This window comes from Levilactobacillus suantsaii (genome assembly GCF_014069315.1).
In the GTDB taxonomy this organism is placed as follows: Bacteria; Bacillota; Bacilli; order Lactobacillales; family Lactobacillaceae; genus Levilactobacillus; species Levilactobacillus suantsaii.
In genome coordinates, this window is record NZ_CP059603.1 from 1,411,895 (window position 1) to 1,434,859 (window position 22,965).

General features: G+C 52.2%; 23 protein-coding genes and 1 pseudogene. 19 read left to right on the forward strand and 5 right to left on the reverse strand.

The window, feature by feature from the left end; translation table 11 throughout:
* The first annotated feature begins 9 nt into the window (after positions 1-9).
* From H3M12_RS06525 to smpB, 5 genes and pseudogenes are all read left to right on the forward strand, one after another.
* Positions 10-1,568 (forward strand): annotated as a pseudogene (locus H3M12_RS06525) (chloride channel protein).
* A gap of 86 nt (positions 1,569-1,654) precedes the next feature.
* The gene (gene secG, locus H3M12_RS06530; RefSeq protein WP_129031126.1) at positions 1,655-1,891 is read left to right on the forward strand and encodes a preprotein translocase subunit SecG; all 237 of its coding nucleotides are present in this window, start codon (positions 1,655-1,657) and stop codon (positions 1,889-1,891) included.
* Between the two features lie 120 nt (positions 1,892-2,011).
* The gene (locus tag H3M12_RS06535) at positions 2,012-2,761 is read left to right on the forward strand and encodes an alpha/beta hydrolase (RefSeq protein WP_129031125.1); all 750 of its coding nucleotides are present in this window, start codon (positions 2,012-2,014) and stop codon (positions 2,759-2,761) included.
* Positions 2,762-2,774: 13 nt separating this feature from the next.
* On the forward strand, positions 2,775-5,204 hold the full coding sequence (rnr, locus tag H3M12_RS06540; protein ID WP_182150527.1) for a ribonuclease R: 2,430 nt from the start codon (positions 2,775-2,777) through the stop codon (positions 5,202-5,204).
* A 15-nt stretch (positions 5,205-5,219) separates the two neighbouring features.
* On the forward strand, positions 5,220-5,693 hold the full coding sequence (gene smpB / locus H3M12_RS06545; RefSeq protein ID WP_182150528.1) for an SsrA-binding protein SmpB: 474 nt from the start codon (positions 5,220-5,222) through the stop codon (positions 5,691-5,693).
* 34 nt (positions 5,694-5,727) lie between these two features.
* Here the strand turns inward: smpB and H3M12_RS06550 are convergent, their stop codons facing one another.
* On the reverse strand, positions 5,728-6,288 hold the full coding sequence (locus H3M12_RS06550; RefSeq protein WP_129031122.1) for an LURP-one-related/scramblase family protein: 561 nt from the start codon (positions 6,286-6,288) through the stop codon (positions 5,728-5,730).
* Positions 6,289-6,458: 170 nt separating this feature from the next.
* Here H3M12_RS06550 and H3M12_RS06555 point away from each other — a divergent pair, with 170 nt between their 5' ends.
* The 8 genes from H3M12_RS06555 to H3M12_RS06585 all read left to right on the forward strand — a co-directional run bounded on the left by H3M12_RS06555 (position 6,459) and on the right by H3M12_RS06585 (position 10,954).
* Complete coding sequence (locus tag H3M12_RS06555) at positions 6,459-7,172, forward strand: uracil-DNA glycosylase (RefSeq protein ID WP_129031121.1); 714 nt, start codon at positions 6,459-6,461, stop codon at positions 7,170-7,172.
* A gap of 47 nt (positions 7,173-7,219) precedes the next feature.
* The gene (pta, locus tag H3M12_RS06560) at positions 7,220-8,194 is read left to right on the forward strand and encodes a phosphate acetyltransferase (RefSeq protein ID WP_129031120.1); all 975 of its coding nucleotides are present in this window, start codon (positions 7,220-7,222) and stop codon (positions 8,192-8,194) included.
* Between the two features lie 109 nt (positions 8,195-8,303).
* Positions 8,304-8,780, forward strand: a complete 477-nt coding sequence (gene tsaE, locus H3M12_RS06565) for a tRNA (adenosine(37)-N6)-threonylcarbamoyltransferase complex ATPase subunit type 1 TsaE (protein ID WP_129031119.1) — start codon at positions 8,304-8,306, stop codon at positions 8,778-8,780.
* On the forward strand, positions 8,773-9,060 hold the full coding sequence (locus H3M12_RS12880) for a hypothetical protein (protein ID WP_225423462.1): 288 nt from the start codon (positions 8,773-8,775) through the stop codon (positions 9,058-9,060). The genes tsaE and H3M12_RS12880 overlap by 8 nt, the downstream gene beginning before the upstream one ends.
* Before the next feature lie 21 nt (positions 9,061-9,081).
* Positions 9,082-9,282 carry an N-acetyltransferase gene (locus H3M12_RS12885; RefSeq protein ID WP_233449140.1) on the forward strand — a complete coding sequence of 67 codons (201 nt, stop codon included), beginning with the start codon at positions 9,082-9,084 and terminating at the stop codon, positions 9,280-9,282.
* Between the two features lie 162 nt (positions 9,283-9,444).
* Positions 9,445-10,089: an ArsR/SmtB family transcription factor gene (locus H3M12_RS06575; RefSeq protein ID WP_129031118.1), complete on the forward strand. Its 645-nt coding sequence runs from the start codon at positions 9,445-9,447 to the stop codon at positions 10,087-10,089.
* A 75-nt stretch (positions 10,090-10,164) separates the two neighbouring features.
* Entirely contained in the window at positions 10,165-10,815 is a 651-nt protein-coding gene (locus H3M12_RS06580; protein ID WP_129031117.1) for a DsbA family oxidoreductase, read from the forward strand.
* Position 10,816: 1 nt separating this feature from the next.
* The gene (locus H3M12_RS06585; RefSeq protein WP_170954912.1) at positions 10,817-10,954 is read left to right on the forward strand and encodes a hypothetical protein; all 138 of its coding nucleotides are present in this window, start codon (positions 10,817-10,819) and stop codon (positions 10,952-10,954) included.
* 102 nt (positions 10,955-11,056) lie between these two features.
* Here the strand turns inward: H3M12_RS06585 and H3M12_RS06590 are convergent, their stop codons facing one another.
* On the reverse strand, positions 11,057-12,001 hold the full coding sequence (locus H3M12_RS06590; RefSeq protein ID WP_182150529.1) for a LysR family transcriptional regulator: 945 nt from the start codon (positions 11,999-12,001) through the stop codon (positions 11,057-11,059).
* A 204-nt stretch (positions 12,002-12,205) separates the two neighbouring features.
* Here H3M12_RS06590 and H3M12_RS06595 point away from each other — a divergent pair, with 204 nt between their 5' ends.
* Both H3M12_RS06595 and H3M12_RS06600 read left to right on the forward strand, forming a co-directional pair.
* Positions 12,206-12,823: an NADPH-dependent FMN reductase gene (locus H3M12_RS06595; protein WP_129031115.1), complete on the forward strand. Its 618-nt coding sequence runs from the start codon at positions 12,206-12,208 to the stop codon at positions 12,821-12,823.
* 3 nt (positions 12,824-12,826) lie between these two features.
* A complete protein-coding gene (locus H3M12_RS06600) occupies positions 12,827-15,262 on the forward strand; it encodes a flavocytochrome c (RefSeq protein WP_182150530.1) in 2,436 nt (811 codons plus the stop codon).
* 144 nt (positions 15,263-15,406) lie between these two features.
* Here H3M12_RS06600 and H3M12_RS06605 read toward each other — a convergent pair whose 3' ends face one another.
* Together H3M12_RS06605 and H3M12_RS06610 are read right to left on the reverse strand one after the other, a co-directional pair.
* Positions 15,407-15,943, reverse strand: a complete 537-nt coding sequence (locus H3M12_RS06605) for a 3'-5' exonuclease (RefSeq protein ID WP_129031113.1) — start codon at positions 15,941-15,943, stop codon at positions 15,407-15,409.
* Positions 15,944-15,965: 22 nt separating this feature from the next.
* Complete coding sequence (locus H3M12_RS06610; RefSeq protein ID WP_129031112.1) at positions 15,966-16,730, reverse strand: exodeoxyribonuclease III; 765 nt, start codon at positions 16,728-16,730, stop codon at positions 15,966-15,968.
* A gap of 331 nt (positions 16,731-17,061) precedes the next feature.
* Between H3M12_RS06610 and murB the strand changes: the two genes are divergently transcribed.
* Both murB and H3M12_RS06620 read left to right on the forward strand, forming a co-directional pair.
* Positions 17,062-17,970 (forward strand): UDP-N-acetylmuramate dehydrogenase, encoded by a 909-nt coding sequence (murB, locus tag H3M12_RS06615; RefSeq protein WP_129031111.1) that lies wholly within the window; start codon positions 17,062-17,064, stop codon positions 17,968-17,970.
* 15 nt (positions 17,971-17,985) lie between these two features.
* Positions 17,986-20,121: a cation:proton antiporter gene (locus tag H3M12_RS06620; RefSeq protein ID WP_129031110.1), complete on the forward strand. Its 2,136-nt coding sequence runs from the start codon at positions 17,986-17,988 to the stop codon at positions 20,119-20,121.
* A 112-nt stretch (positions 20,122-20,233) separates the two neighbouring features.
* On the opposite strand, the gene H3M12_RS06625 is transcribed toward H3M12_RS06620, so the two are convergent.
* Entirely contained in the window at positions 20,234-20,884 is a 651-nt protein-coding gene (locus H3M12_RS06625; RefSeq protein ID WP_129031109.1) for a DUF1361 domain-containing protein, read from the reverse strand.
* A gap of 266 nt (positions 20,885-21,150) precedes the next feature.
* Between H3M12_RS06625 and cdaA the strand changes: the two genes are divergently transcribed.
* Together cdaA and H3M12_RS06635 are read left to right on the forward strand one after the other, a co-directional pair.
* On the forward strand, positions 21,151-21,999 hold the full coding sequence (gene cdaA, locus H3M12_RS06630; RefSeq protein ID WP_129031108.1) for a diadenylate cyclase CdaA: 849 nt from the start codon (positions 21,151-21,153) through the stop codon (positions 21,997-21,999).
* Complete coding sequence (locus H3M12_RS06635) at positions 21,999-22,964, forward strand: CdaR family protein (protein WP_129031107.1); 966 nt, start codon at positions 21,999-22,001, stop codon at positions 22,962-22,964. Before cdaA ends, H3M12_RS06635 begins: the two co-directional genes overlap by 1 nt.
* The last annotated feature ends 1 nt before the right edge of the window (position 22,965 follow it).

Below are 22,965 nucleotides of genomic sequence, written 5' to 3' on the forward strand. Positions count from 1 at the left end.
ACTCGTAGCATGCAACAATCGCAACAGACAACGCACCACGATTTTACCCGGGTCCAGGCTATCTGGTTCGGGATTCTGGTGGGAATCGGCGCCGGCATCGTCGTGAGTGCGTTTCGCTTAAGCATTGAACAACTCCTCAAACTGATGCGGGTCATCTATGGCTGGCTCGGGGGACACCCCATCTGGGTGCTCCCCTGGGCTATTTTGTTGGTCTTAGTGGCCGTATTTGTCGGTCATTTGGTCAAGCAAACCGGCATGATCAAGGGGTCTGGGATACCTCAAATTGAAGGTCAACTGGCGGGAGACTTAGATTATCCTTGGCGGCCAGTTTTGTGGAAGAAATTTGTTGGCGGTATTTAGGGATTGGTGCGGGCTTATTTCTAGGACGGGAAGGACCATCGATTCAATTAGGTGGTACGGTTGCCCAGGGGCTCGCCGAACGATTGAACTTTAACGGTCGCCGACGTCGGCTAATGATTGCCGGTGGGGCGGCCGCGGGGTTGTCTGCGGCGTTCAACGCCCCAATCGCCTCCACGTTATTCGTCCTGGAAGAGGTTTATCATAGCTTTTCGACGTTGGTTTGGATCACGTCGCTGACCAGTGCCGTGGTCGCCGATTTCGTATCGAGCGAGGTCTTCGGCCTGACACCGGTCTTACACATTGCCTATCAACGGGCGCTTCCGTTGAAGTATTATGGCTTATTACTTATTTTGGGCGTTGGCTTGGGCCTGCTGGGCTACGTGTACCAGCAGGGGACGTTGCGCGGGGGCAAGGTCTATGCCAAGCTAACCTGGTTACCAGCCCACCTCAACGGGATTGTGCCCTTCCTGTTAGTGATTCCCATCGGATTGTTCTGGCCGGAATCACTGGGTGGCGGTAACCAAATGATTGTGGATTTCGCCCAGACCACACCGTTATTAGTCCCCCTAATTGGGTACTTCGTTTTACGATTAGTCTTTTCCATGATTAGTTATAGTTCGGGACTCCCGGGCGGTATTTTTTTACCCATCTTAACGTTAGGGGCGTTGCTTGGTGCCATCGGGGCGCAAAGCTTCGTGGCTTTGGGGTGGTTGCCTGCCGGTTTTATCGCAAACTTTATTATCTACGCGATGGCGGGGTACTTCGCCGGAATCTCCAAGGCGCCATTCACGGCGATTTTACTGATTACCGAAATGGTCGAGAGCCTGCAACATCTCTTGCCACTGGCGGTAGTGGCTATCGTGGCCTACATCACCGTCGATCTCTTGGGTGGTGCCCCCATCTACGAAGCATTATTGGAACAAATGGTGACGCCAGCTGACCCAGACGCGCACGTTTTGTCGGATAGAGTGGAGTACCCCATTGGGGAAGATTCTGCACTGGTCGAATGCCAAGTACGGGATCTGAAATGGCCTTTGGGGTCGTTACTGGTGGGTGTCCAACGCGGGGAACGCCAGGTGATTCCTCATGGCGACACGTTGATCCGGTCGGGGGATACCCTGATTATTTTGACTTATCAGCATAATCGGGCGTACGTGCGCCAACAGATGCGTCGCATGGATCACCCAGCCGGGTATTTACCCGAATGAAAGGGCTAGGGCTGGTAAAAAGCGGCCGATTATGATAGATTAAGGGGAGTATAGTTAGACCTATTCGGTAGGTAGGAGGCAAATTTGTGTATAATTTTTTAATGACCTGTATTTTAATTGTCAGTGTTTTAATTATCATTGCGGTTATGATGCAGCCTGCTAAGACGAATGATGCGTTATCCGCCCTCTCCGGGGGTGCCGATGACCTCTTCTCCAAGCAAAAGCCGCGAGGGTTTGAAGCCTTTATGCAAAAGGTGACGGTCGTCTTAGGTCTCGTCTTTTTCGCATTGGCACTGGCTTTAGTATATCTATCTTCACACTAGAGATTTAAGCCTCCTGTCCGGTTTATTAACAGGGGGCTTTTTAGTTAAATCTGTCTGGTCGCTTTTAAAGACCGGCAGCGGTCTGAATCAATCTTCGATAGTGGAAAGCGGTGGTTTGACATGATTCGAAAACCAACCCCGCTCTTTTTTGAGCAGGGTCCTCACGCAGTAATTTTATTACACGCTTATTCGGGTAGCTCTAACGACATGCGCTTGCTAGCCCGGAAACTAGAAAGTAAACAATATACCGTTCTCGCGCCAATCTTTACCGGTCATGCCACGGGGGATCCCGTTGATATTTTACGGGACGGTTCCCCGCAGAAATGGTGGCAAGACACACAAGCGGCAATTGCGTTCTTACGAGAACGGGGGTACCAGAAAATCGCCATCTTTGGGTTGTCTTTAGGGGGGCTCTTTGCCACCCGCGCCTTACTAGAAGACCCGCAATTGGTGGGGGGCGGCACGTTCGCGTCACCGGTCATCTTCCGGGGACAGACACACGTGCCGACGACCTTCATCGAGATGGCGCGTGCCACCTACCGGGCGCAGAACATTCTGGGACCAGCCCAAGAACAAAAGGTGGCGTGGCTCAAAGACCACTTGACAGCCCAATTAACGGCCATTCAGGCCTTTGCGGATACCACAGCCACCCGTTTGCGAGATATTCAGCAACCCGTGTTCATTGCTCAGGGAACGGCGGATCAGATGATTGATCCGCGTTCGGGGCAGTGGCTCGCGGACGCTTATCCCGCGTCTCAAGTTGATTATCACGAGTATGCCGGTGCGGGTCACGTGCTGACCGTTAATTCGGCCCACCACGCGCTCGAAACGGATCTCTTAGCGTTTTTACACCCAATCTTTGAAAAATAACGAGGAATTTATAGTGCAAGATAATTTAAAAACAGATATTACAGCATTCTTCCGCGCACACGCGGATCAGACATACACCGTTGAGGGCATTTCGGATGCCCTGCATTACCACGGTTCGGCAGCCTTTAAGCTTATCGTCCAAGAGCTCGCGCAGCTCGAACGCGATGGCTTAGTTCAGGTGACGGACCGGGGCCATTTTCAGTTGGACCCCAGTCAAAAGATTTTAACCGGGATTTTTCACGGTAACGACAAGGGCTTTGGCTTCGTGGCGTACGACGAAAACAAGGTCGAACCCGACGCCTATATTGCGCCCGATAACACCATGCGCGCTTTAAACGGCGACACGGTCAACATCGAGTTGATTCGCGCCGGCGATCCCCGGACGGGCAAGGGCCCCGAAGGTAAGGTCGTGGAGATCGTGGAACGGCATTACGAACAGGTCGTGGGAGAATTCCTCCAGACCGACGACGATGCCGGCTACGTGGGTCAAGTGAGTTTGACGGACAAGAAGTTATTGAAGTACAAGTTCTATGTGACCGATGTTGGCTTGAAGCCGACGCCGGGCGAAGTGGTCACGGCCGAAATCACGGAATACCCGAACGACGCTCATCCGGACGCCATGGTTGGGATTGCCAAGCAGGTCATCGGGAGTGTCGATGATCCCGGTATCGATATTTTACAGATTGTGTACCAACACAACATCCCCGCGGACTTCCCGGAGGACGTTTTACAGGCCGCCGATGATATTCCGGACCACGTCTTGCCCGAGGAAATGACCGGCCGTGAAGACGTCACGAACCAGAACCTGGTCACCATCGATGGCGAGTCCTCCAAGGACTTGGACGATGCCGTGACTGCTTGGCAGTTACCCAACGGAAACTACCATTTAGGGGTCCACATCGCCGACGTGTCCCATTACGTCACGCCAGGGTCGTTGATTGATAAGGAAGCCTATAAACGGGGCACTTCCGTTTACCTGACTGACCGGGTCATTCCAATGTTACCGCGGCGCCTGTCAAACGGCATCTGCTCGTTGAACGAAGGCGAGTTGCGGTTATGCATGAGCTGTGAAATGGAAATCGACCATGACGGGAACGTGGTCAAGCACCGCATTCACCCGTCCGTGATGCGCTCTAAGGCACGGATGACCTACACGGCCGTTAACCAAATCTTGGAAGCCCACGATGAGGTCACCATGGATCGGTACAAGGACTTAGTGCCGATGTTTGAAACGATGGGTGATTTACACCGTATCTTACTCAAGCACCGGAAGAACCGGGGCGCCATTGACTTTGATGATCGCGAAGCCGAAATCATCGTGGACGACAAGGGCCACGCGATTGACGTGAAGTTACGGACTCGAGGTTTAGCTGAACGGATGATTGAATCCTTCATGCTGGCTGCTAACGAAACGGTTGCGGAACACTACTTCCGCGCCAAGGTCCCGTTCTTATATCGGGTCCACGAAACGCCAGATGGCGACCGGGTACGTAGCTTCTTCGAATTCTTAACGGCCTTTGGGATTAACGTCAAGGGTGACCCGAACCACTTGCGGCCAAAGATGATGCAAGGCGTCTTGAAGCAAGTCGCTGGTAAGCCAGAAGAGGCCATGGTCTCGGTCATGATGTTACGGAGCTTGAAGCAGGCCCGGTACAGTGACCAGTCCTTAGGTCACTTTGGCTTGGGTGCACAGTTCTACACTCACTTTACCTCCCCAATTCGGCGGTACCCTGATACCATGGTGCACCGGATGATTCACTACTACGCAGATCACGGGATCAACGCGGCTTCGAAGGAACAATTTGCCCCCGTTCTGGAAGAAATCGGGACGCATACGTCCGAGATGGAACGCCGGGCCGTCGATGCCGAACGCGACACCAAAGATATGAAGATGGCCGAATACATGGCCGACCACGTGGGCGAAGAATTCGACGCCGTGGTCAGCTCCGTGATGAAGTTTGGGATGTTCGTTGAACTGCCAAACACTATCGAAGGCCTGATCCACATCAGTCGGATGAAGGACGATTACTACGAATACGTGGAAAAGTACTTGGCCTTAGTCGGCCGTAACACGCGGCGGACGTACCGGATTGGCCAACCAATTCGGGTCAAGGTCATTCACGTTGATAAGGAACAAAGTGAAATCGACTTCGAATTGTTGAATCCGGAAAAGGCGCCGGTCAGTGACTTGTTGCCGCACCGGGAACATCGCTCCCGTGGGGGTCGTTTCGGCAATAACCGGAACAACAACCAGCACGGTAACGGTGGCCGTAATGGAAACGGCAATAACCGCAACCATCGTAATGGCAACCGCAACCGGAATAACCCGCACCGGTCCAACACCACGAACCGGTCGACGGAACACCGTAACCAGAATGGCAACCGTAACCGGAACCACCAGGGCGGCCAACACCGTTCCGCCAACCGCGGGAGTCAACATTAAGCGAGGTGAACACACTTGGCTAAACGTAAACCGAAAAAAACACCGGACAACCAACTGGCACAAAACCGGAAGGCCCGGCATGATTATACCGTTACCGAGACCGTTGAAGCCGGCTTGGTCCTGACCGGGACCGAGATTAAATCGATGCGGGAACGGCGAATCAACTTGCAAGATGGGTTCGCCCAGATTCGCAATGGTGAGGCTTGGTTGATGAACGTCCACATCAGTGAGTACGTTCAAGGCAACCAGTTCAACCATGATCCGCTACGCAACCGAAAGTTGTTGCTGCATAAGAAGCAGATTCGGCGCTTAGGGTTAGCCACGCAGGATAAGGGGGTCACCTTGATTCCACTGAAGGTATACCTTAAGCACGGTTTTGCGAAGGTCTTGATTGGTGTCGCTCATGGGAAACACGAGTATGATAAGCGTGAGTCTCTGAAACGACGGGAACAAGACCGGCAGATTGCTCGGGTAATGAAACATTACTAATTTACTAAAAATCGCGTTAACCGCCAGCCGACGGTTAACGCGATTTTTTGATTTGAGTCGTAAAGGGGGCGATTTCTGAGGAAAAGCCGGGCGCCCAGCCCCGGTTCTTTACCAGCCCCGGGACCTTTTGCTGGCGCTTAGCCCAGCGGTCGAGGATGGCGGCTAGACAGACGACCAGTGCCTCGTGGTCGGTCTGATCGACTTCGAGGGACATGGTCAAACCATCCGGGGAGACCCGGGTAATGTTGGCAATCAGGTCGCGACCGTGAAAAATCCGGAAACGACCGTTGTTTAGATTGCCCATAATTACCCAGTTAAGGCCACGAACAAAGAGGACTTCGCGAATAACGCCGAAGGTCTTGCTGACCCGACCGACCGGTTGGCGGCGGTATAACAAGCGAAACCGGGGTAACAACCCCAAGGAGTCCTGTTTGACTTCGGCTTCGAGTGAGCCGTTGATGAGATAGACCGTCAAGACGTCAGCACGGAGTCCCCATTTGCCGACGAGTAGGTAACACGATTGGTTCTGGGCGTCCCGAATCACCGTGGTCGCACGGGCGGAAAGGGCCGTCTGATTGAGATACAATTGACGCATGGGGCACCTCCAACAAGATAAAATAATCTGCCGTTAAGGCGCCGACCAGTTTAAATTGGGAGTGGCGTCGAGTAACGGGTATTTGTCTTATTTTACCATGTTTTCGACTTCGCGTTCGAGAATATCATTTCGTTAGCCAGTATGATAAAATGAGACCTGAGGTGTTGGCAATGAAACCGTTTATTCACAATGACTGGTGGCCGGTCTTAGAACCAGAGTTTAAGCAGGATTATTATCAAAACCTGCGGCAGTTTCTGGTGACGGAATATCAGCATTACCGGATCGATCCGGACATGTACCATATTTTCACGGCGTTCGAATGGACCCCGTTTAGCAAGGTCAAGGTGGTCATCTTGGGCCAGGATCCGTACCACAACCCGGGGCAGGCACATGGGTGTAGCTTCTCCGTGCTGCCGGGAACCAAGATTCCACCGTCGTTACTTAATATCTATAAGGAATTACAGACTGACGTGGGGTGTACGCCCGTGAACCACGGGTACCTCAAGAAATGGGCCGACCAGGGCGTCTTATTGTTGAACTCAGTCCTAACGGTCCGCGACGGCGCTGCCTTTTCCCATAAGGGTCACGGCTGGGAACGGCTGACCGACGCGGCAATTCGTAAGTTGTCCGAGCGACCGGAACCCGTCGTCTTCATTTTGTGGGGGCGGGCCGCACGTAACAAGATTGAGTTGATCGATACCCAGACCAACATCGTCTTGCAATCGGCCCATCCTAGTCCCTTGTCGGCTAACCGGGGCTTCTTCGGCTCCAAGCCATTTTCCAAAACCAACATCGCACTCACATCATTAGGGGAAACGCCCATCGATTGGCAACTGCCGGAGACGGTCAGTGTCGATGACGCTTCACAGGCTAATCAGGCGTAAGCAAGAAGAGAATTGATTCGTCGGATATTTTATGGAGGTCTTCACCTATGGAACTTTTTGATAGTCTGAAACAAAAGATTAACGGACAACATAAAACCATCGTTTTCCCCGAGGGTGCCGATCAGCGGATCCTGGGCGCAGCTAGTCGCTTAGTCAAGGATGGCTTGATTCAAGCCATCGTGTTGGGGAGTCCAACTGAAATTGATAAAACGGCCCAAGCCCACAACATCGATACTAGCCAGCTCACGTTATTAGACCCAGCCAATTTGCCAGCCGACCAGGCCAAGGCGATGCTGGACGCGTTAGTGGTGCGGCGGAAGGGGAAGAACACCCCAGAACAGGCACAAGAAATGCTCAAAGACCCGAATTACGTGGGGACCATGATGGTCTACATGGGCCAAGCCGACGGAATGGTTTCTGGGGCGATTCACGCCACCGGGGACACGGTCCGGCCCGCCTTACAAATCATTAAAACTAAGGAAGGCGTGCGCCGAATCAGTGGCGCCTTCATCATGCAAAAAGGGGACCAGCGGGTCGTCTTTGCGGATTGTGCCATCAATATCGAACTAGATGCGGCTGGGATGGCCGAAGTGGCGGTCGAAAGCGCCCACACGGCGAAGGTCTTCGATATTGACCCGAAAGTCGCTTTGCTGAGCTTCTCCACCAAGGGTTCAGCTAAGGGTGACATGGTCACTAAGGTCCAAGAAGCGACTAAGTTGGCCCACGAAGCCGCTCCCGATTTAGCGCTCGACGGCGAGTTGCAATTCGACGCCGCCATGGTGCCCGACGTTGCGGCGTTAAAGGCGCCCGATTCTAGCGTGGCGGGGCACGCCAACGTCTTCGTCTTCCCAGAACTTCAGTCCGGGAACATCGGCTACAAGATTGCCCAACGCTTCGGCGGTTTCGAAGCTATCGGGCCGATTTTGCAAGGCCTGAACAAACCCGTTTCCGATTTGTCACGGGGTTGCAACGAAGAGGATGTTTACAAGGTTGCCATCATCACGGCGGCTCAAGCCCTTTAGGGGTTCGATTTGAGACTTAGTTAATTAACCCGATACCCGGATTGCGCTTTAGCCGTAATCCGGGTATTATTTGGGCAGTAATAAATTTAACGGTGAAGGGGTTGGCAAAATGTTAAAAATGACGGTCACAAGTCCAGAGATGACCATGGCAATCGGGCAGCAACTCGCGCCCGGCCTACGTGCCAAGGATGTCATTTTACTAGATGGAGACCTGGGTGCCGGTAAAACGACCTTTACCAAGGGATTAGCGGCGGGCCTGGGCATTAAACGGAACGTCAAGAGTCCGACGTTTACCATCATCCGCGAGTACCAAGACGGGCGGTTACCGTTATATCATATGGACGTCTACCGCTTGGAAGATGGCAGTGGGGATGAATTGGGCTTAGAGGAATACTTCAATGGCGATGGCGTTAACGTGGTCGAATGGTCCAAGTTTATCGCCGACGAATTGCCAGAACATTATTTGCGGATTATCTTTAAGCGTGACGACGCAGCCGGGGAAAATCAGCGGACGTTGAGCTTTGAGCCGCACGGGGACCACTTTGACCAGTTGGTCGCCCAATTACAGGCTTCATGTCATGAGTGAAGAAGTCGCCATTCGGCTACCAGAAGCCACTGACGCTGCGCAACTTTTGCGGTTACTCACGCAATTGCAGCGAGAAAGTGACACGTTTACGTTGGCAGACGCTGACGACCCGATCAGCGTTGTGCAAGAAGCCGATCAGTTAGAACAGATCAATCAGAGTCCGACCCACTTGTTGTTGGTCGCCAGTCTTGGTGACCGCTTGATCGGGGTGTTGTCGATTGCGCCCACCCCACAAGGCAACGTGGGTGAGTTGGGGATTGCCATCGAAAAGGCTTATTAGCGCCAAGGGATTGGCACGGCGATGGTCGATGAAGCCCTGTATTGGGCAGAAACGGCCAGTACCTTAGAAGCAGTGGGACTGTTGGTGCAAACGCGCAACGTGGCGGCCATGAAGCTCTACCAAAAGATGGGCTTTCAACGGACCCAAACGGCTGAGCAAACGGTGACCGATGACGACGGTGAACAAGTTACGGCCGTTGAAATGGTTTACCCGTTGCAATAAGCCTAGCATGGTGAAAAATTAGCGTAGAACCTGGGGGGAAGTCTCCCAGGTTCTTTTAGCGTGGCCCGAAAGTTGACAAACGCGGACAAGACAGTAAAATAAAGCTATTCAATTAAATCGTTGATTAATAGCAGTCAACGACACGGAAAGGAGTCTGATGATATGGCAGCAGGCCAGCATGCGCAGCTGTATCGGGAACTGGCGAAGATTGGCAAAAGTTTGGCGAGCGACCGGCGTTTAGAGATCATGGATTTATTAGCCCAAAGTCCCAAAACAGTGGCGACCTTAGCGCAGCAAACCGGAATGAGCATTGCCAACACGTCGCGGCACCTCCAGGCGTTGCGGGAGGCCAATTTGGTGGGCCGTGTTCAGCGGGGCAATTACGCCATTTATTGTTTGGCGTCCGCCCAGGTCGAACAGCTTTTCTACTTGTTACGTGACGTGGGGGAGGCCCAGTTGCCCACCATGCAGACCATTCAACGCCACGATGATACGGTTAAACGCATCCAAACGTTAGATTTGTCGACGGCCCTGAAACTGATGGACCGCGATGACGTGCAACTCTTGGATGTTCGCCCAGCGGAGGAATTTCAGGTGGGACATATTGACGGGGCCTATAATATCCCCGTCGATGAACTTAGCGACCGCCTGACTGAGATTCCAGCTGATCAGGAATTGATTGTGTATTGTCGGGGGCCACTTTGTAGTCTCACGAATCAAGCGACGCAGTGGCTACGCCAACGGGGACGTCAGGCCTACAGCCTGCATGCGAGTTATTATGATTGGCAGGTGGCTGTGACAGGATAGGCCGGTGAATTGACAAATTAGAGCAAACTGTTAAACTGAATCTATTCAACTAAGTAATTGAATAGGAGGCGCAACATGAAAATTAAGTACTGGTCCGATATTGCTTGTCCGTTTTGTTATATTGGGTCGACGCGCATGAAGCGCGCCATCAAGGAATTAGGCATTGCTGACGAGACGCCCTTGGAGTTCAAGGCGTTTCAACTGGATCCGACCTTACCGACGACGACCACGAAGACGATGACCGACAACTTTGCTGGCGGTCACGGCATGACGGTCGACCAGGCACAGGCACAAATGGCCCAGATTGAGCAAATGGGCGCTGGCGATGGGTTGACGATTGATTTAGCTCACGCTATCCCAACGAACACCATGGATGCTCACCGATTGATCAAGTTGGCTCAGGCGTCAGGTGATGCGGTTGTGACGGAGCAAGTGATCACCGCGTTATACCACGTTTACTTTAGCGAAGGCGCGTCTATCGCAGACCATACCGTTTTACGGCGTGCGGTCGTGGATGCTGGTTTACCCGCAGCGGCGGTTGATGACGTGTTAGCAAGTGACAAGTATGCACAAGACGTTCGCCGTGATGAGGCCGAAGCTCAACAGCTGGGGATTCAGGGTGCTCCGTTCTTCGTGTTGAACGACAAGTATGGCATTTCCGGTGCGCAACCCTACGACACCATGGTAAGTGCCTTGCGACAGGTCTTGGCTGAGGAGGTCGATTAAAATGACTGAAAAACAATCGACGACACCGAATTTTAAATCGCTAGGCGACGCGGACGCGAGTGCCGTTTGTGGTCCCGATGGCTGCAATATCGCCGAACACCGCGAGCAAAAGGAGCCCACTAAAAAAGGCGCCAAGTAATGACGCCGGTCTAAAATTAAACATATGATAGTCAACTGTTTTCTGGACGGTGAGTTCGCGCATTTTAGCGGACTCACCGTCCAGTTCTTCGTGTGACGTGTCTTAGCGCGAAGAGGGGTCCGCCAGACTGGCCTCGAGGTTCGTCAAAAAGAGGGTCACAAAATCCTTTTCTGGAGTCGTTAATTCTTTTCCGGCTGGAGAGGCGATGAAGTAAGTTAGTGAGACCAGGTCTTGGGGTAACGGATAGAGGTTGTAGTGCGCACTATCCGGCGTAACGGTGACGCTGTCCGGCAGAAAGGTCACGCCCAGCCCCCGTTGCGCCAGTTTTTGGACGGTCAAAGTATTGCTGCTTTCGACCACGATGTGCGGGTCAACGTGGAATTTTTGCAACAGGTAATCGACTTGCCGCCGAATCGACGATCCCTGCGGCGATAAGACCAGTGGCGCCTGCAGAAGTTGGTCCATTGAAAGTGAGTGGGGGTTGATGTAAGCCTGATGTGGCTGGTATAGGGCAGACGTGTGCGGAATGATGGCGTAGTACCCGTCATGGCCGCGGTCGTGGACCGTCAAGCCAGCCGCGATGGTTTGGGGATCTTGACCAATCAGAAAATCTAAGTCGTGGTGTAATAAGCGTTGCTCGTTGCGTTCGGAGATGTCTTCAGTCAGGTCGATTTTGACCGTGGGATGCACCTGTAAAAAGTCTGGCAAAATCAGTGGCAATAGGTAGTAGCCTAAGCTGGACAGGATGCCTACCCGGATGACTTGCTTGGCGGGGGCCGTGTATTGACTCAGCCGTTTATGAAACTGAGCTTGTTCGTTCTCTAACGTGGTTAGGTATTGGTAATAAATCCGCCCGGCGGCAGTCAATCTAATGGGGCTCGTGGCCCGGTTGATGATGGCAACGCCGAGTTCGGTTTCGGCGTTTTGAATCGTTTGCGTAAGGTAGGGTTGCGAGATGTAAAGATCTTTGGCTGCCCGGGTAAAGTTGCCGTGTTTGAGCAGGACGTCTAAGAAGCGCCGCATCCGAAAGGGGTCTGCTTTGGGCATACGAATTCCTCCTTGATAACAAAATTGCTATGGGACAATAGATAAATAAATATTTCACAAACTAAGCAGTTACTCGTAAACTAGCATTTGTAGAACTGGGGCGTTTTTTACCGAATCTCATCCGCCCCGGTCCCTTAATAATAACCTTTTTATTATCAAAATGTGTAGCAGATGTGAGTGAACACCTAGAAAGGACGTTGAATCTTGAAATTAGTTGGAATTGTCGGCACTAACGCCGTGAAATCGACCAACCGGCAGTTGTTACAGTATATGCAACGCCATTTTGCGTCAACTGCGGAATTAGAAATTTGTGAAATCGCTGATTTACCAGCCTTTAATGAACCAGAACAACGGGACGCGCCAGCTGCCGTACAGCAGTTGGCGGACCAGATCGAACACGCGGACGGGGTCATTTTTGCGACCCCCGAATATGACCACTCTATTCCGGCCGTTTTGAAGAGCGCCATCGAATGGTTGTCCTATACCACGCGGCCGTTGATCAACAAACCCGTGATGGTCGTCGGTGCATCGTATGGGTCTTTAGGAACTTCTCGTGCCCAGGCGCATTTACGCCAGATTTTAGAAGCGCCCGAATTAAAAGCGCTGGTCATGCCCAACGTCGAATACATGTTGGGCCACTCGTTACAAGCCTTTGACGAACAGGGGGACCTGGTCGATCAAGCGAAGGCGCAGGAATTGGACAAGGATTTTCAAGCCTTCACTGAATTTGTCACGTTGATGCAAAAAATCACACCGCAAAACAAGTTCTTTGAGGAGACCCGTCAGTTTTCCTGGAGTCAACTCACAGCTGGAAAGGAGTAAACTATGAAATTTATCGGAATCGTGGGCACCAACGCCCGTAAGTCATATAACCGTCAGTTACTGACGTACATGCAGACTCATTTTCAAGACCAAGCGGAAATTGAAATCTTAGAACTGACCGACGTCCCGATGTTTAACGAATCGCAAGACCAAACGGACAGTCCGGTCATCCAAAACTTCATCCAAAAGATTACGGCGGCTGACGGGGTCATCGTGGCAACGCCCGAACATAACCACTCGTTGCCTTCCGCGTTGAAGAGTCTCTTGGAATGGTTGTCCTTTAAGGCCCACCCGTTAGATGGCAAACCAGTGATGATCGTTGGGGCCTCTTACAGTGTCCAAGGCTCTTCCCGTGTGCAACTGCATCTGCGCCAAGTCTTAGATGCCCCCGGCGTCGGCGCTAACGTCATGCCCGGCTCAGAATTCTTACTGGGTCGCGCTCACACTGCGTTTGACGAACAGGGTAACTTGAAATCTAGCGGCACGGTCGACTTCTTGACCAGTTGCTTTAAGAAGTTCATGAAGTTCACTAAGGTGGTCGAAGCCATGAACGTGCCCGATGAGATTAACTATCAACCCGGGACCTATGACGTGACGGCGACCGGCCACAACGGGGAACTCCCGATGCAGGTTACCTTATCGAAGGACCGAATCGAGAACATCCAGATTGACACGTCCACGGAAACGGAAGGCATCGCCGACGTGGCCTTTGAACGGATTCCCAAGCAAATCGTTGACGGGCAAACGCTGGATGTCGATGCCGTCTCCGGAGCATCGATTACCAGTCACGGCGTCATTGATGGGGTGGCTGAAGCGGTTAAGCAAGCCGGTGCTGACCCCGACATCTTGAAGAAGCGGCCGAAGCAAACTGCCGCTGCTAAACCGGCAATCAAAGACCTCGATACCGACGTGGTCGTTGTAGGTGCCGGTGGGGCTGGTCTGACTGCCGCCGCTAAAATACTCCAAAGTGGCAAACGCGTGCTGGTCTTAGAAAAATTCCCGGCAGTCGGTGGGAACACCGTCCGGGCTGGGGGACCGATGAACGCGGCCGACCCCGATTGGCAACGCCAGTTTGACGCCATTCTGGGTGAAAAACACACCTTGAAGGAAATTACGGAGATTGATGAAGCGACTATCGATCCCGAATATCGCCCAGACTTCCGGGCCTTGAAGGACCAAATCAACGATTACTTGCAAGAGAACACGGATCAACGTGGTTACTTGTTCGATTCGAAGTTGCTCCACCGCATCCAAACTTATTTGGGCGGGAAGCGGCGCGACTTACAGGGCCATAAGATTTACGGCCAATACGACTTGGTCAAAGAATTGACCGACCACGCCTTGGAATCCGTACAATGGTTGGAAAAGATCGGCGTCGAGTTCGATAAGACGCAGGTCACGATGCCGGTCGGTGCCATCTGGCGGCGCGGTCACAAGCCAATGGGCGACCTGGGCTTTGCGTACATCAAGACGCTTAAGCAATATGTCACCAGTCATGGGGGCACTATCATGACCGAAACGGACGTCACGCAACTGACCACCGAAAATGGCCGGGTCGTCGGCGTTCAGGCCCAGGGCGTTGACCACCAAGAATTAGCCGTTCACGCCCAAGCCGTCATCTTAGCTTCCGGTGGATTTGCGGCTAACACCAAGATGTTGAAACAGTACAACACGTACTGGACTAACATCGATGATGACATCAAGACCACCAACTCCCCGGCTATGACCGGGGACGGCATTCGCTTAGCGACTGCTGTGGGCGCCGACTTGGTTGGCATGGGCTTCTCGCAGATGATGCCCGTTTCTGACCCGGATACCGGTGAACTCTTTAGTGGCCTGCAAGTGCCGCCGCAGAACTACGTGATGATCAACCAGCAGGGAAAGCGGTTCGTCAACGAGTACGGCAGTCGGGACCAACTCACCCAGGCCGCCATCGACAACGGTAGTCTGTTCTATCTCCTCGCCGATGATGAAATCAAGAAGACCGCGTACAACACGACGCAAGCGAAGATTGACCAACAAGTTGAAGCGGGGACGTTGTTTAGAGCCGATACGTTAGAAGATTTGGCGCGTCAGATCAAGGTTGACCCGGACACGCTGGTCAAGACGGTTCACGACTACAACAGCTATGTCGACGCTGGCGATGATCCAGAGTTCCACAAGAACGCCTTTGACCTGAAAGTCAAGGTCGCGCCGTTCTACGCTACGCCACGGAAACCAGCGACCCACCACACCATGGGTGGGTTGAAGATCGACACCGGCGCCCATGTCTTGACGGCCGGTGGCACGGCCATCGACGGCTTGTACGCGGCCGGTGAAGTGGCTGGGGGGATTCATGCCGGCAACCGGCTCGGTGGCAATTCACTAGCCGATATCTTCACCTTCGGCCGCATCGCCGCGACGAGTGCGTTGGCTGACGAACTGGCCGTCACGGACTAACTGCTGAAGCTAGCGTTGAGGTGTTCTCGTCCACACATTCCGTCAATTACCTTGATAATCCTAAAATAAGTAAAAAGTCACGCTTAACTCGTCGAAGTTGAGCGTGACTTTTTTGATTTCAGAGACTGAATGTTAAGCTAGCTATTACGCCGTCACCTTAATGAACGACTTCAAAGGTTCGGTCCCAAAGTGGTTGGCCTCATACAGCAAGATATTCGCGCAAGCGAGGCTATCATCTAGGGCGTTGTGGTGATGGTGTAAGTCGATGCTGAGTTGATTGCAGACCGTGTCGAGCTTGTGGTTGGGAAATTCGGGGAAGAACTTCCGGCTGGTCTTGACGGTGTCTAGGGTCAAATAGCGCGCCGCTGGTAACCGGTAATGTTCGAGGCTGCTGCGCAAGACGCCATTGTCGAAAGGCGCGTTGTGGGCAATCACCAACCGGTCGCGTTGGAAGAACGGCGCCACGTGTTCCCAGACTTCGGGAAAGGTGGGGGCGTTGGCGACGTCGGCGGTGTGGATGCCGTGAATCTGGATATTGCGCCAGAAAAAATCAGTATCCGGTTTAATTAATGAATAAAATTCATCGACGACTTGGCTATTGCGGACCACGGTCAGGGCCAAAGAACAAGCACTGTACCGCTTGGCGTTAGCCGTTTCAAAGTCCATGGCAACGAAGTTCACGACGACATCTTCCTTTCTACGATTAGACGGTTAAATCGGCCACGTCGAGTTCGACCGGACAATGGTCGGATCCCATGACCTGGTCTAGTATTTTAGCGTCTTGGAGCTGATCTTGCAAGCGCTGGCTGGTCACGAAGTAGTCGATACGCCAGCCGGCATTGGTATCGCGGGCGTGGAACCGATAGCTCCACCAAGAGTAGCGACCAGTGGCGTCCGGGTAGAAGTGGCGGAAAGTGTCCACGTAGCCGGCATCCAGCAGAGTCGAAAACTTTCCCCGTTCCTCGTCAGAGAATCCGGCGTTATGGTGGTTAGATTGCGGGTTCTTCAGGTCGATCTTTTCGTGGGCGACGTTGAGGTCGCCACAGAAGATGACCGGTTTGTCGGCGTTGAGTCGATTGATGTAGCCTAAAAAGGCGTCTTCCCAGCCCATGCGGAAGTCCAACCGTTTCAGCTTAGCGCCGGAATTGGGGACGTAACAGGTCAGTAAGTAAAAGTCGGGGTATTCGAGGGTGATGGCCCGGCCCTCATGGTCGAAGTCGGGCGCATCGATACCGTAGTGGACGTTCAACGGCTTATGTTTGGTAAAGAGTGCTGTGCCAGAATAGCCCTTACGTTCAGCGTAGTTCCAGTATTGGTAATAGCCGGGGATGTCCAAATCGATTTGACCGGCTTGGAGCTTGGTCTCTTGAATCCCAAAGAAGTCAGCGTCTAAATTTTTAAAGATGCCCATAAAGTCCTTTTTAACGATGGCCCGTAAGCCATTGACGTTCCAAGAAATAAATTTCACGTCAAACACACCTCCATGAATACGTCTAGTATACCAGAAAAAGGACTTTTCCCGGCTTCCAGGGGTTCTGCGTGTTGTTTTGTGAAAATTCATGCTAAAATGTTACTTAGTGCTACTAAAACTCACGGTCAGTCCACCCATGGGAGTTATTTGCAGGTCTTTGCACGCTTTGAAGGCATGTGAAACCGGGAAGCGACCCGTATGAGAATCATTAAGCTAGCACTGACACCGACTGCACCGTAATCGCGGTTGGCAGGTTCTGGTGACGCCCCGCCGGTCGGGCGCAAACTGACCGGGTTAAACTTTTCAAGATGAAGGGAAATTACTACTCATGGAAGATATCGCAACGGCATTTCCAGCAGTTAAGATTTTAGAACACGCGTCACTGGCTGATTACACGCACACTAAGACTGGGGGTCCAGCCGACTACCTGGCCTTTCCGACCAACGTGCAAGAGGCCAAGTCATTATTGGCTTATGCTCATCAATTGGACCTTGACGTGACGGTGATTGGCAATGCCAGCAACCTGATCGTCCGGGATGGCGGTATCCGGGGATTAGTGATGATCCTGACGAAGTTTAAGACCGTGACGGTCGACGACGTGGCACATACGGTAACTGCGGCGGCGGGTGCGGCGATGATCGAAGTGACCCAGGTGGCCCAGGCGCATCAGTTGAGCGGCCTTGAATTTGCTGCGGGGATTCCCGGCAGTGTTGGTGGCGCCATCTTTATGAACGCTGGGGCTTACGGGGGCGAAATCGCGGCTGTAGCAACTTCCGCGGAGATTTTGACTCCGGAAGGTGAGGTTCGAACTTTGAACCAAGCGGAACTCGATTTTGGTTACCGTCACAGTTCGATTCAGGATTATCACGATATCGTTTTGACGGCGACCTTCAGTCTGACGCCGGGTAACGGCGACCAGATTCAGGCCCAAATGGACGACTTCAATGCCCGCCGCGCGGCCAAACAACCGCTAGACTTACCGTCTTGCGGAAGTGTCTTCAAACGGCCGACAGGGCATTACACGGGTCAATTGATTCAGGAAGCCGGCCTCCAGGGGTTAAAATGGGGTGGTGCTCAGGTATCGACCAAGCATGCGGGCTTTATCGTCAACATCGATCACGCCACGGCGACCGACTACTTAGAGTTGATTCACCATATTCAACAAGTCATTTGGCAACGGGACCAGGTTCGTCTTGAGACCGAGGTCCGGATTATCGGCGAAGAACCACAAGCATAGAAAGGGGGACCTTCTTTGCCAATTATTGAAGCAGTGATCCTATTGATTGTGTTAGTCCTGCTTTCAAACATTATCAGTCACTACCTCACGTTTGTCCCAGTCAGTTTAATCCAAATTGCGTTAGGCCTGGTGGTGGCCCTGATTTGGAATTTCGAGGTACCCCTCGAAACCGATTGGTTTTTACTTCTATTTATTGCACCTTTGCTGTATAACGATGGGCGCCGCTTCCCGCGTAAGGAACTCTGGCGGCTTCGTGGTCCCATCTTCGGCAACGCTATTTTGTTAGTTTTTCTGACCACGATTTTAGGTGGTTTTCTGATTTACTGGTTGATTCCCAAGATGCCGCTGACGGTGGCCTTTGCCTTGGCGGGCATCCTGTCACCTACCGACCCGGTGGCCGTGCAGTCGATTTCTAAACAGGTCAAATTACCGGAAAGCCTCTTGCACTTGGTCAGTGGCGAAAGTCTGATCAACGATGCCAGCGGGTTGATTGCCTTTAAGTACGCGATTGCGGCCACGGTGACCGGCTACTTCTCATTGAAGACGGCCGCGGGTGATTTCTTCTATATCAGTATCGTTGGCTTCTTAGCCGGCTTGATTATTATGACGGCCGTGCAGCTTTTGATGGATTTCTTGCGTCGCCAAGGTATCGATGACGTGATTTTTAACACGGTCTTGCAGATTGCCACGCCGTTTGTGGTCTATCTGGTGACCGAGGAAATTATTCACGCGTCCGGCGTGATTGCGGTCGTCACGGCGGGTGTGCTCTACCATGCCCGTGAGAGTCAAATTGTGGAAGACTCACCAGAATTGAAACTGGTGACCGAAAAAGTCTGGGACATTATTATTTATTCGTTGAACGGCATTGTGTTTGTGATTTTAGGTATCGAATTACCCGTAGCCACCACCAAGTTGATCAAAGGTGGCCAATTCAACACGGGCCAAGCACTCCTCTTTGCGTTGGGGACCTGGATAATCCTCGTGGTGATTCGAACTTTCTGGACTTACGGGTACATTATTTTTCAACGGTTACGCCATACGACCACTGAACATCCGAGCTTTCGGACAGCCATCTTGTCTGGGTTATCCGGGGTACGGGGCGCCGTCACCATGGCCGGGGTCCTGTCCGTGCCGTTGACGGTTTCCAGTGGCGCCGGATTCCCGACGCGGTCGTTGATGTTGTTCGTGGCGTCCGGGGTCATTATTATCAGTTTAGTGGCCGCGACGTTGATGTTACCCCTGATTTCAACTGACGGGACGCCGTTGCAGACCCGGGGCAGTGCGAGTGATATGAGCGATGGGTTAGATATTGAGGACGATGAGCCGGAAGAAGAGTATCCGGCGGAACCCGTACGCCAAATTAGTGAAGATGAAGCCCGCGCCTATATTATGCGGTTGGCTATTTCCAAGATTGAAGAATTGCGGCGACCGAATAATCAGCGGGCGGCTTACGACCTGATTTTGGATTATCAATTCGTGATTCGCCGCTTGGAAATGAATTACCGGGCGGATGATACCATGCAACGGGTCCTAAGTGACGAATTGAAGCTCCGTCAAGTAGCGCTCAAGGGCGAACGGGCCGAGTTGAAGAGCATGCGTGAGTCTGGTGAGATTACCAAGACCAGCTACGTGGGGGCTTTACGGCGAATCGAACGGATGGAGAGTCGGGTCACCCAAGTTGGCGGTCACGGCGTTCCGAGTGTGCTGCGGTACTGGTTACTGTTTTTCCGGCACTTGTGGCGTAACGCGACTTACTGGTTGCATTCCGAAGATACCGACCGGTTACACGCGGAAAGTAATTTGATTGAACGCCAGACGGCCAAGGCAGCGATTAAAACGTTGTCGGAGTACCTAGCCCGAACGGATATCGATGAGACGCAGTTCGATAACCAGGCGATTTACCACTTGATTGTCCACTATCGTAACCGAATCGAGCGAGCCAAGGCAGTGGAGACCCCGACCCACGAAGCTGATTACCAGCATCAATTCAGTCGCTTGCGGGTGCGGGCGTTGAGTGCCGAACGGACCGGGATTCAAAACTTGCTGGAAGCGGGCAATATTTCCTGGACCATGGCTTCGCACTTGCGGCAGTACGTGAACTATGCCGAAAACGTGTTGGTCATGTCATTGAATAACGAAGATAGTGATTAACACTGACTGAACGCGGACGTTACCTGAAGGTGGCGGCCGCGTTTTGACGTTAACGGCAACAAAAAAGGCGACCGATTCGTTGCCGAATCGCGTCGCCGGTTTGAAATTAAGGTTAAGCCGCTGTCTTTTTAGCGGTCATGATGAGGTGTAATATCCAGTAACAGAAGAGCTGGATGAAAGTCATTAGCAGGACGAATATCCAGAGGTTGGACGTCCACATGTCGAGGAGCGGTCGAATAAACTGCTCGGGGTTTAGGAACAAGTAGACCGTGTGGATTCGGAGAAAGCGGCCAATATAGACGCCAACGGAAGACAGAAAGGTCAAAATCAACACGACCAATAAGCGGACCACCAGGTGCCCGTCCGCTAGACGGTTGGAGATGCTTTCGCTCACGAAGTTGAGGCTCCAAAAACCCAGGAAGGCACAGAAGAGGGCACTGGTCATCAAGTAAGTGAAGTAGATCCAGATGTGCGGGGTGACCCGCAAGAGCCCGCTGGCCGCATAAGGTTGGAGGAGGGAGAGATGGAACAGGTCGGTCAGTAGATATGGAGCGTTCGGATAAAACAGCAGCCAGATAATGACCAACGGCCAGAACAGCCAGGCCGATCGTTGCCGACCTAGGTGAAAACTAATTTCGATAGGGATGTACCCTAGAAACGTGTTCAGTAATAAAAATGAAAAGGGATCGCGCGCCCGAAAAAATAAATAGAGCATCCACGCCACGAAAAAGCCGCGAATTTCCCATTTAGCCCGCCGATTCATAATCAATCACCCAATCCTTTCATGACCCAACTCTATTTTACAGCGAATTGAATCTGGAGAAACACAATATGCTTTCTATCTTACCAGAAATTAAGTGGGGACTTGAAACTTAACCGGGACCTTAATAAATTTTGTATATTTAGACGGTGTTAGCGGGGGATGAGGGCCGATAATGAACAGATTCAATGGACCTTGGGGGGAATTAAGGCGTTTCCACGGTGAGCGTGATATAATGAAATTTGAATTCGATTTGGAGGGAAAGTCAAATGAACCTGAACTGGGGAAATCTCCTAACGTTAGGGAACTTGGTCAACGTCTTGGATATCCTGGTGGTCTGGTTCGTTATCTACGAACTGATCGTCATGTTACGGGGAACGAAGGCCATTCAACTTTTCCGGGGCGTCATCTTGATTCTGGTGGTCAAGGTAATTAGTAGTTACTTTGGTCTCAACACGGTTTCGTGGTTAATGGACCAGGTGATCAACTGGGGAGTTATTGCGGTGATTATTATCTTCCAGCCTGAAATCAGACGGGGGCTGGAACATCTTGGCCGAGGCTCGTTATTTGTCCGGATGCGCAACGAAAATGAAGCCGCTAACCGGATGATTGCGGGGCTGGATAAGGCGATTCAGTATATGTCGAAGCGCCGTATCGGGGCCTTGATGACGATTCAACAGGATACGGGACTCGAAGACTACATCGAAACGGGGATTGATTTGGATGCTGAATTAACCGGAGAACTTTTGATCAACATCTTTATTCCCAATACGCCCCTGCATGATGGGGCCGTGATTATTCGCAACAACCGGATTGCTGTGGCCGCGGCTTACCTACCGTTGTCGGAGAGTAACTTGATTCCCAAAGAATTGGGGACTCGTCACCGGGCCGCTGTAGGAATCTCAGAGGTCACCGACGCGTTGACCATCGTTATTTCCGAAGAGACCGGTGAGGTTTCCATCACCAAGAATAACGAATTATTACGTGGGTTAACGCAAGAAGATTATTTGAAGTTTTTGAAGCACGAGTTAGTCAACGATGAGGCCACGCAGAACCACAATATTTTTGATACAGCGTTAGATTGGATCAATCGACACTTGCATAGGGGGCGCCGGTAATGAAAAGTCAACACTATACGGCGTGGATCTACCGGGTCTTAGCTTTGATTCTGGCGATTTTACTGTTCTTTTACGTGAATAGCACGCAAACGGGGAGTAACCAGCAATCGTCCAGTTCCAGCAAGACGTCCCTCACGGCGACTAAGACCGTGAAGGTGTCCGTTCCGTTACAATTGAATGTGAACAACAATAAGTACTTCGTGACTGGCTACCCGGAAAAGGTCAAGGTCACGCTCCACGGACCGTTGGCGTTGGTCACGACCACCGCTAACACCCAGAACTTTAAGGTCTACGCGTCGCTCAGTGATTTGGGCGTGGGGAAGCACAAGGTATCGTTACACCAGGAAGGCTTGAACCGGGAAATCGAATCGTCGATTTCTCCAGCCAAAATCACCGTGGATATTGAACCACGGCGGACCGTTTCCTTCCCGGTCAAGGTCAAGTACAATAAGGACAACATTGCGTCGGGCTACACGGCGGGCTCACCAACGACTGACGTTTCCAGCGTTAAGGCAACCGGGGCCGCTAACGAAATCGCCCGGATCGACCAGGTCATTGCGCAATTGTCCGTGCCGCAAAACACCAAGAAGACCGTGAACAGTCAAGCGGTCATCGAAGCCTTGGATAAAAAGGGCAAGACGGTCAACGTGATTTTGACGCCGTCGACCACCACCGCTAATTTGCCGATTACTTCAAAGGGTGATAGCAAGACGGTGCCCGTGAAGCTAAATGCCAAGAATGGCTCGTCCGGAAAGACATATAAACTAAGCAGTTCGACGACCAAGGTTAAAGCCTTTGGGAGTTCTTCTCAGTTGAAGGCTCTGTCCAAGGCGCAGGTTGATGTGGATGTCAGCAACGTGAAGAGCTCAGATACTAAGACTGTGACGCTCGACACCGATGACAATAAGGTGACCGCCTTTGATCCCACAACCATTAAGGTCAAGGTCAGTGCGAGTGACGATTAGC